Genomic DNA, 9,167 nt, shown 5'->3' with positions numbered 1-9,167 from the left:
AATAAGTTGTTGCCATTGCTCGCGTGTGCGATGTTTACGTGCCATAAAAGAGCTCCTCTAAAGTTGGGAGCACAACGATAACCTTACACGGTTAGTGAAAACAGAACGCTTTAGAATGAGCGCTTACGGTGCGGATACGGTGTTCGAGTGCCGCGTAAATCATCAGGCTACAGGTCATGACCATCAGCAGCGCTTCAATGCGCTCCGGCTTTTTCAGAAACACGGCCGAAGTCAGAAACTCCGGACTTTTCAGAAAGCGGAATCCGCGTTCAACCCGCTGCTGCGACTTATAGGTGTCCAGCAACGCTTGCATGCTCAGGCCGTTCAAATCATTGGTAGCCAGAATGAACACGCCAGTGCGCGCTCGTGCGTCGGCGACATTATCCAGACAGGTGACGGCCAGGCCACTGAGCTGGTACTCGTAGCGTTGCGGTTGTTCGTCCGCGCCGGGACGGCCCCGTCCGCTGTACACCGGACAGGCGTGGCATGTCATCTGCTCCAGACGCAGCAGCCGCAGTGAAAGGCGAAGTTCGTCCAGGGCCTGCCAGGCATCCTGCTCGCAGGCAAAGCGCCTGGTGCAGAGCTTACGGAATTGCTTCAACTCCTGCGTACTGTCTTTCTTCAGGTGCTTTTCCACGGTCGCCTGCTCCCGACGGGCAGCCTGCTCACTGCGCAACAGCAACCAGCGTTGTGATACGCCACCGTAATCCGAGTCCAGCCAGCAGCCGTGATAGCCATCGCCCAGTTCTTCCAGCTTCGTGGCGTCCAGCTCACGAACATGCTGTTTGGCGATATTGAGCGTCATCGGCACCCGGGTCACAAACAACTGTTCCTGCCGCTGCAGGTCCCGGAGGATGTCCGCATTATAGAGGGCCGCATCGCCCACCAGATAACGGCTTTGCTGCGCTGCTTTCAGGCTTTTCAGATGCAGGCGCGCCACCTCGGCAAAGGCTTTCTGGTCGTTGGTGTTGCCGCTGAGCGCCTGCATGTACACCGGAATACCAGCCTGATTCTCGCACATCAGCTCCAGCACCACCTGGTTCAGTTCAGGCCGGTGGTCGCGGCTGTACCCCCGGACCAGACGGAGGCATCCAGTTTCATCGTCGGACGCTCGGGCGTATTCACCATCGACATGAAAACTGGTGATATCCAGATGCACCGAATCCGCCTTCAGACCCAGCTTCTCAACCACCCGCTCGGCCAGTACCTGGTACAGAATGGAGACATTGGTTTCGTACAGCGCATCCAGGCACCTTCCTAAGGTGTCATCATTCAAATGTTCCGGCAGAATGCTCGGGCCGATGAGCCGTTCGGTGGGTTTATCGGCAAAGAAACCCGGAAACATGTGCAGGGTGCGGCTGTGGAACCCCAGTCCGTTGAGAATCATCGCCACCAGCGCCTGCCCGTGAGAGACATGATGCGTATTGGTTTTGGGGATTACCGCGTCGATGGCTTCGGCCAGCTGCAGTTCCTGGCACATGCCTGCAACAAGGCCCAGATGATCGAGGTTTTTAATGCCGTAGGAAGGTGCTGTCATGATCTGCTGCCCAAAAAGCAGTAATAGATCAAAACCGCTGTTCCCTGTCAAGCCCTCAGAAAAAGTTTATTATGGTGCGGAATGACGGAAAGATTGGTTAGGTGCGACCGGCTATGCCCAACATGTGCTGGCATTAAATTGACAAAATATCGTTGCGCAAGGTGATCCTGAGTTCTACTTATGCGGGCCCAAAGGGTTGATGGATGACACCATAAGGTTACTTAGAGATAAAGGGGTGCCTGAATCTGATATTGCTTTTGATGTCTTTAGCTAATTAAACTAACCCTGCGCAATTAACATTGCGCAGGGTTTTATCAGGGGTTTATAGTTATGTCATGCGTAGTGTAATGACAAAACGTGTGAGATTTTGATCTGAGGTCACGGTGATATCACCGTCATGTGCTTCGATAATCGCTTTAGTAATAGCCAGCCCTAAACCTGCACCATCACTGTGGCGTTGTCTTGATTGATCGGCGCGATAAAAACGTTCAAATAAATAAGGTAAATGCTCGGCGGATATTGCTGGGCCAGGGTTTTCGACACTGATACAAAGCGTGTTAGTAGCTTGCTGATAGCTGTTGACTATAATGCTGTGTCCAGAAGCTGTGTGTCGTATCGCATTTGACAATAAATTAGTTAAAGCATGCCTTAGTAAGGTGCGATCGGCATTAATGACGCTGAGCTGACCGGTAAACGCGAGTTTGACTCCGGCCTCGTCTGCTAACGCTTCAAAAAACTCGAATATGGCCGCGACTTCTTCGGCAATATTTAAAGGCTGTTTATTTGGTGTGATTAAACCATTTTTACTTTTAGCCAACCACAGCATATCGCTAACCATCTTGCTAAGCCGCTCTTGCTCTTCCAAATTCGAAAATAACACGTTTTGGTATTCCTCAGCCGTTCGTTGCCGAGATAAACTGACTTGGGTTTGGGTAATAATATTGGTTAAAGGGGTGCGAATTTCGTGAGCAATGTCGGCACTAAAGTGCGATAACTTAGTAAAGCCATCCTCTAAGCGGTTTAGCATGTGGTTGAATGACTGCACCATATGCGTTAACTCAGAAGGTACTTCGTTGGCGTTTAATCTAATGTCGAGTTTGCTGGTTTGAATGTCGCGCATATTGTCACTTAGTCCTCTAAGTGGCGCTAAACCTTGATGCACCGCAATCCAAGCTGCTAATAAAGTAAGGAGGCAGGAACCGAGTAGAATCACCCAAAGACTTTGACCGAGTTGCTGCAAAAAGTGGATGTGAAAATCCATATCAATCGCTGTAATTAACCGGTAGTTATCGTTTGCAGTGGCTATGTTCAGAGCAATACCCCGATAGGCTTTATCTTGATATTGCCAGTGTTGGATATTTTCAATTTTAAATGTATCTATCGATTCATCAGTATCTGTAAGTTGGCTTAAATCAAAATTAGCATTGTTATAAATAATTTGCTGCTGAGAATTGTTTATTTGGTAATACACGCCATGATGTCTGGCAACAGCTTGCGATAATGATTGAGCTAAAGTTTTCGGATCTGTAGGTTCTTTAAGGAACACTTGCTGAACAGAGTGAACAATAACGCCAAGTTCATCGGCATCTTGTTCGATAAAATGGTGCTCTATAGAACTGATAAGCAGTTGCCTAACAACCAGTAAACAAACCGCAATAGTGACAACGACAGACAGTACCACTCTCAGGGTCAAGGACAGTGGCCGTTTAGTGTTATGCTTCATCCGCTTGCTCGTTTTCAAGTTTATAGCCCATGCCGCGCACGGTGTGGATTAATTTTGGCATAAAATCATCGTCTACTTTAGCCCGTAACCTTCTTATTGCGACATCAATAACATTGGTGTCGCTATCAAAGTTCATATCCCAAATCTGTGAGGCGATTAAAGATCGGGGTAAGACTTCACCGCTGCGGCGCATTAATAACTCTAATAAAGAAAACTCTTTATTACTCAAGGCAATTTTGACTCCGCTGCGCATGACTCTTCTTTTGGGGACGTCTAATTGTAAATCGGCCACCTGAAGTAAATCTGGGGTGGTTATGGTTTGGCCGCGGCGTATTAGGCTGCGTACCCGCGCCAACACTTCTGAGAAAGCAAAGGGTTTAATTAAGTAATCATCCGCGCCTAATTCTAAGCCTTTAACTCTGTCATCAACGCTATCACGGGCGGATAAAAACAATACTGGCGTAAGGTTATTGCTTTCGCGAATAGATTGTACTATCCGCCAGCCATTAACATCAGGCAACATCACATCCAGCACAATCAGATCAAATACTTCGGTCATTGCAAGGTGATGGCCGTCTAAGCCGTTTCTAACCAGTGAAACTTGAAAACCCGCTTCAGTGAGGCCTTGCTTTAAATAATCACCCGTTTTGATTTCGTCTTCAACAATCAGTAATCGCATAACCTTTCCTGTAAATAGGGGTAACTGATAGCTTGCAATACACAGGCTGTCAGCTCGATGACAACAAGATTACAACTTTGTCATGTCAGAGTCATGTTGCTGACAGTTATAAATAGCTAAGCTAGATGAAATAAATAAGCTCAAGGGTTATATAAATGGATGATAACAAGTTCAAATTACCAGCTTCTATCTCGCGGCGCCGCTTTGTACAAGGTCTTGCCGTCGGAGGCGTTATAGCGGGTTTCCCGCATGTTGTTCGCGCCGGTAGCTCTTTTAAAGACGTTGTTCGCGCCGGTAGCTCTTTTAAAGACAATGCCGCGACAGGTTCTGCACCAGAATTAAGCGGCAAAGTTATCGAGCTAACTATTGCTGAGTCCTTAGTCAATTTTACCGGTGTAGTACGTACAGCAACCACCATTAATGGCTCTATTCCGGCACCAACGCTGCGCTTACGCGAAGGCGATGAGGTGACGATTAAAGTGACCAATACCTTATCGGTGCCTAGCTCTATTCACTGGCATGGCATTATTTTACCTTATCAAATGGATGGGGTACCAGGCTTAAGCTTTAAGGGCATTATGCCCGGTGAAACCTTTGTCTATAAGTTTAAACTGCAGCAAAGCGGTACTTACTGGTATCACTCTCATAGTGGCTTCCAAGAAATGACTGGCATGTACGGTGCACTAATCATCGAGCCTAGAGAGCAAGATATCATCGTTGCTGATAGGGAGTATGTGGTACAGCTTTCAGACTGGACCGATGATGACCCGATGAAAGTATTTAGTAAACTAAAAGTGCAAGATGATATCTACAATTATAATCAACCAACAGTACGAGATTTTTTCCGAGACCTGTCAGAAAAAGGGCTTAGTTCAGCATTATCAAAACGTAAAATGTGGCAAGAAATGCGCATGAGCCCGACAGACTTGGGAGATGTGTCAAGCGCTGTACTAACCTACTTATTTAACGGCAGCACACCGCTGGCCAATTGGCGAGGCCTGTTTAAAAAAGGCGAAAAAGTTCGCTTGCGCTTTATTAATGGCGCCAGCAATACCTTCTTCGATGTCCGTATCCCGGAACTGCAAATGACCGTAGTACAGTCAGATGGCCAAAATGTCCATCCAGTAACCGTTGATGAATTCCGATTTGGCCCGGGTGAAACCTATGATGTACTGGTCACACCGCAATCTGATGCTTATACCATTTTCGCCCAGACCATAGAACGCACCGGTTATGCTCGAGGCACCCTAGCGGTAGCCGACAATATTAATGCACCCGTACCGGCAGTCGATCCAGTAGAGTGGTTAGCGATGGCCGACATGATGGGCAATATGTCCCATGGCGGTTCAATGACAGAGGGCGCTATGGATCATAGCCAACATGGCGCAGCTATGCCGATGGATTTAAGTCAGCATGCAGGGCCGGCCGCTGCTTATGCTAAAGCCAGCACGCAAGTGCGCCATGCCAGTACTGAATATGGCCCTTCGGTTGATATGCGGGTAGATACGCCAAGAACTAACTTGGACGATCCGGGCATTGGTTTACGCAATAATGGCCGAAAAGTGCTGACGTTATCCGATCTGCATTCACTAGAAAACGTTATTGAACCACAGCGTCCTGAAGCTGAAATTGAATTGCACCTAACTGGCAATATGGAACGCTATAGCTGGTCAATTGATGGTTTAGAGTTTGGCCAAAGTACACCTGTGCATATGAAGTTAAATCAGTGCGTTAGGGTGATTTTACAAAACGACACTATGATGCCTCATCCTATGCATTTGCATGGAATGTGGAGTGATTTAGAAAGTGAAAGTGGTGAAGTCCAAGTCAGACGCCATACTATTCCGGTGCAACCTGCTCAGCGAATTAGTTTTTTAACAACGCCGCATGATGTAGGACGGTGGGCCTGGCATTGTCATCTGTTATTTCATATGGATGCAGGTATGTTTAGAGAAGTGGTGGTGTCATGAGAATCATAAAATTAGTCAGTAGCGCGCCGGTGATTGCGTTAACAGCGAGTTTATTGCTAGTAAATGCTGGGGTGATGGCAGACAGCCAAATGGACCATAGCGAAATGGATCATAGCAAGATGAAGCATGGTGATAAGGCGATGGACCACAGCGCAATGGATCATAGCAAGATGAAGCATGGTGATACGGCAATAGACCACAGCGAAATGGATCATAGCAAGATGAACCATGACGATAAGGCGATGGACCACAGCCAGATGGACCATAGCAAGATGAACCATGACGATAAGGCGATGGACCACAGCCAGATGGACCATGACGATAAGGCGATGGACCACAGCCAGATGGACCATAGCAAGATGAACCATGGCGATATGGCAATGGACCATGGCGATATGGCAATGGATCATAGCCAAATGGATCATGGCGATATGAAAATGCAGGGCGGAAAAGCGCCTGCAGATGCCCGAGATCCTCATGCTTATTCTGGCGGTTATACCTTAGCCGACGGGCCTTATGCTATAGGCGGCGGTCGCCAGTTAAAACTGCTAGATGAACACCGTTTTTACGCAATTAGAGCAGATACGTTGGAGCACCAGTTTGCTACGGATAGCTTAGCATTTGAATTACAAGGCTGGTATGGCACTACTTTTAATCGACTAGCAATAAAGCTGGATGGTGAGGTAAGCGATGGTAAGTTGGAAGAAAGCCAAACCGATTTGTTATGGAGCCGTGCGGTTTATACTTTTTGGGATGCCCAACTCGGAGCCCGATTTGATACCTATGCGGAAGGTGAAAGTCGGCAGTGGTTGGCATTGGGTATCCAAGGCTTAGCGCCGTATTGGTTTGAGGTCGATGTAACTGCCTATTTAGGCAACTCTGGGCGGACAGCCATAGCAGCAGAAGCTGAATATGAATTGCTATTCACGCAACGTTTAATCTTACAAAGCTCAGTGGGATTAACTGCTTATGGTAAAGACGATGCCATTAATGGTATCGGAAAAGGCTTAGCGTCTTTAAATGCTGGAATGCGTTTACGTTATGAGTTCTCACGCCAGTTTGCGCCTTATATCGGCGTTGAATGGATGGCTAAGTATGGTAATAGTGCTGACTATGCCCGAGCGAATAATGAAGCGACTGTTACTACGAGTGTGGTCGCGGGTGTGCGGTTCTGGTTTTAATAATTAAGGTGATAAAAATGAAAATATTAAAAACATTAAAAATAGTGAGTGCTATAGCTGTTTTATTAATGGCGACTACGGTGTCTGCACATGTTGATTTAACTGAGACAGTACCAGCAGATGAGGCGATGTTAATGCAAAGCCCTGCAACGTTAAAGCTGACATTCAGTGCCCCAGTACGGATGATGAAATTAAGCTTAATTGATGCAGAGAAAAAAGCAGTTAAATTTGGTTTTGCGGCTTCAGCTACAGCCGCCTCAGAATTTGAGTGGCCACTGCCAACCCTTAAAGAGGGCGAGTATCAGGTGAGTTGGATTGTTATGGGCCAAGATGGCCATAAAATGACCGGTGATTATAGTTTTATGCTCCATGGCGATATGAAGATGGAAGCAAAACAGCCTTCTAATCAGTCACTTAATCACCAGTCGCATTCTCATCAGCATTAGTAGAAGGAAACCGAGTGATGATTGGCCATTGGGAGTTAATGCTATTACTAACAAAGTTTGCCACTTATGCTGCAGTCAGCAGTTGTGTCGGCAGCATATTAATGCAAACTTTACGATCAAAGCAGTTAAGTACTACTGATACTAAGCTGGAGGCTTATGATGGCTGGCTTAGCAGTTGGTTTTTAAAGTGGGCGGGTTTTGGCCTAGTAGTATCATTATTGCAATTGCCACTTCAAGCCGGTGCTATGGCTGGAAATGGCTTAACAGGTATGTTTGACTCCTTAATGCTTAGTATCATGTGGCAGTCGGCAGTGGGTAGCCAAGTCAGTTTCATTGTTGTCGGTTTTACGCTGTTGTTACTTAGTGAGTGGGGGATAAACAAGCTGGCAAGGTTTAAAACCATACTAAGAATAGTCACAGTGACTGGGTTTATTCTGCTAGCAATTAGCTTTACTTTTGCGGGCCATACGGTAGCGCTTAATACGGTGTTTAAAGGCTTGTTAATGTTGCATATACTTGCCATGGCAGCTTGGGCTGGTTCTTTGTGGCCCTTACATCAAAGTTGTAAAGCGTTGCCAGCTGATAGTTTAGTGACATTAATGGAAAACTTTGGCAAGGTAGCGGTGTTTTTTGTATCCATATTAATCGCTTGTGGTGTGCTATTACTACTGCAGCTTGTAGAGCCTATTAGCAATTTATTCACTACCAATTATGGTCAGTTATTGATGTTAAAGCTGATATTTGTCAGTGGTATGTTGCTGTTAGCAGCTTGGCATAAACTTAAACTTGTTGCTGAGTTGGCGCAGCATAAAAATGCCCAACCGCTGCGGCTGTCAATTTTCATTGAAACGCTATTGGTGGTTTCAGTATTAGTGACGACTAGCGTGTTTACAACACTTGTTGGACCACAAAGTTAATCTTAGCTTTATTTGTTATTAAGACTTATTTTTTAGGAGAGCCCTGTGCCAAAAATTACAACTTTAACTGCCTTATTTGCAGCAGTATTTTTGCTAACAGCATGCTCTGAACCCGCTGTAACTAATAATGATCCGAAAGTTACGGCAGAGCCTGTGGTGAGCCAACAACAGCGCGAGCCTTTATTAACCGTTTATAAAACCAGCACTTGTGGTTGCTGTAAGACATGGATCTCGCATATTGAGCAAAATGGCATAACAGCTATCGCAAAAGACTATGATGATTTAAGCTTTATTAAAAATCGTTATGGCATTCAGCCCAATCATATCTCATGCCATACTGCAGTATCTGAGAATGGCTATGTATTTGAGGGCCATATTCCAGCAAAATATATCCTTATGTTTTTAGCCGAACCAGTGGCCAATGCTATTGGCCTTACGGTACCAGCCATGCCATTAGGTTCACCAGGTATGGAAGTGGGCGACCGTTTTATGCCGTATGAGATATTGGTATTCCTTAAAGATGGTACTAGCAAGGTTTACGCTAAAGTAGATGGTTATGATATGCAGTTTTAACAGCAACTAGTAACGGCCTTGTTGATCAAATCCGTACCGAGGGTAAAATTGCCCCTTTCCCACCTGGGGTTAGCGCACCATTTCGCTCACAGGCATCCCAAGGCGTGTTAATTTATTAAGTACGGCGACCCGTACATAACC

Annotated in this window: 7 protein-coding genes and 1 pseudogene; 5 read left to right on the top strand and 3 right to left on the bottom strand. The window is 46.2% G+C overall.

Going from position 1 to position 9,167, the window contains the following annotated elements; translation table 11 throughout:
* Window positions 1-130: 130 nt before the first annotated feature.
* From CWE07_RS14035 to CWE07_RS14020, 3 genes and pseudogenes are all read right to left on the bottom strand, one after another.
* Window positions 131-1,537: pseudogene (locus tag CWE07_RS14035) on the bottom strand (IS1634 family transposase); the annotation flags it as partial.
* Window positions 1,538-1,865: 328 nt separating this feature from the next.
* Window positions 1,866-3,260, bottom strand: a complete 1,395-nt coding sequence (locus CWE07_RS14025; RefSeq protein WP_111570590.1) for a heavy metal sensor histidine kinase — start codon at window positions 3,258-3,260, stop codon at window positions 1,866-1,868.
* Window positions 3,250-3,939, bottom strand: coding sequence for a heavy metal response regulator transcription factor (locus tag CWE07_RS14020; RefSeq protein WP_111570589.1), 690 nt, complete (start codon window positions 3,937-3,939; stop codon window positions 3,250-3,252). Before CWE07_RS14020 ends, CWE07_RS14025 begins: the two co-directional genes overlap by 11 nt.
* A gap of 155 nt (window positions 3,940-4,094) precedes the next feature.
* Between CWE07_RS14020 and CWE07_RS14015 the strand changes: the two genes are divergently transcribed.
* Genes CWE07_RS14015 through CWE07_RS13995 form a run of 5 tightly spaced genes read left to right on the top strand, consistent with a single transcriptional unit; the run spans window position 4,095 to window position 9,026 of the window.
* Entirely contained in the window at window positions 4,095-5,909 is a 1,815-nt protein-coding gene (locus CWE07_RS14015) for a copper resistance system multicopper oxidase (RefSeq protein ID WP_111570588.1), read from the top strand.
* Complete coding sequence (locus CWE07_RS14620; protein WP_111570587.1) at window positions 5,906-7,090, top strand: copper resistance protein B; 1,185 nt, start codon at window positions 5,906-5,908, stop codon at window positions 7,088-7,090. Before CWE07_RS14015 ends, CWE07_RS14620 begins: the two co-directional genes overlap by 4 nt.
* Before the next feature lie 17 nt (window positions 7,091-7,107).
* The gene (locus tag CWE07_RS14005; protein WP_241974156.1) at window positions 7,108-7,536 is read left to right on the top strand and encodes a copper resistance CopC family protein; all 429 of its coding nucleotides are present in this window, start codon (window positions 7,108-7,110) and stop codon (window positions 7,534-7,536) included.
* A 17-nt stretch (window positions 7,537-7,553) separates the two neighbouring features.
* Window positions 7,554-8,453, top strand: a complete 900-nt coding sequence (locus tag CWE07_RS14000; RefSeq protein ID WP_111570586.1) for a copper resistance D family protein — start codon at window positions 7,554-7,556, stop codon at window positions 8,451-8,453.
* Window positions 8,454-8,498: 45 nt separating this feature from the next.
* A complete protein-coding gene (locus tag CWE07_RS13995) occupies window positions 8,499-9,026 on the top strand; it encodes a DUF411 domain-containing protein (RefSeq protein WP_241974155.1) in 528 nt (175 codons plus the stop codon).
* The last annotated feature ends 141 nt before the right edge of the window (window positions 9,027-9,167 follow it).

Source organism: Aliidiomarina maris (genome assembly GCF_003987335.1).
Taxonomy (GTDB): Bacteria; Pseudomonadota; Gammaproteobacteria; order Enterobacterales; family Alteromonadaceae; genus Aliidiomarina; species Aliidiomarina maris.
Note: the sequence above shows the minus strand (reverse complement) of the source record. Positions and strands in the feature narration are given on the sequence as shown.

Bases quoted from the DNA above. Each gene is read 5' to 3' on its own strand.
- CWE07_RS14020 (WP_111570589.1), bottom strand. From the start codon at position 3,939: ATGCGATTACTGATTGTTGAAGACGAAATCAAAACGGGTGATTATTTA.
- CWE07_RS14000 (WP_111570586.1), top strand. From the start codon at position 7,554: ATGATTGGCCATTGGGAGTTAATGCTATTACTAACAAAGTTTGCCACT.
- CWE07_RS14005 (WP_241974156.1), top strand. From the start codon at position 7,108: ATGAAAATATTAAAAACATTAAAAATAGTGAGTGCTATAGCTGTTTTA.
- CWE07_RS14015 (WP_111570588.1), top strand. From the start codon at position 4,095: ATGGATGATAACAAGTTCAAATTACCAGCTTCTATCTCGCGGCGCCGC.
- CWE07_RS14025 (WP_111570590.1), bottom strand. From the start codon at position 3,260: ATGAAGCATAACACTAAACGGCCACTGTCCTTGACCCTGAGAGTGGTA.
- CWE07_RS14620 (WP_111570587.1), top strand. From the start codon at position 5,906: ATGAGAATCATAAAATTAGTCAGTAGCGCGCCGGTGATTGCGTTAACA.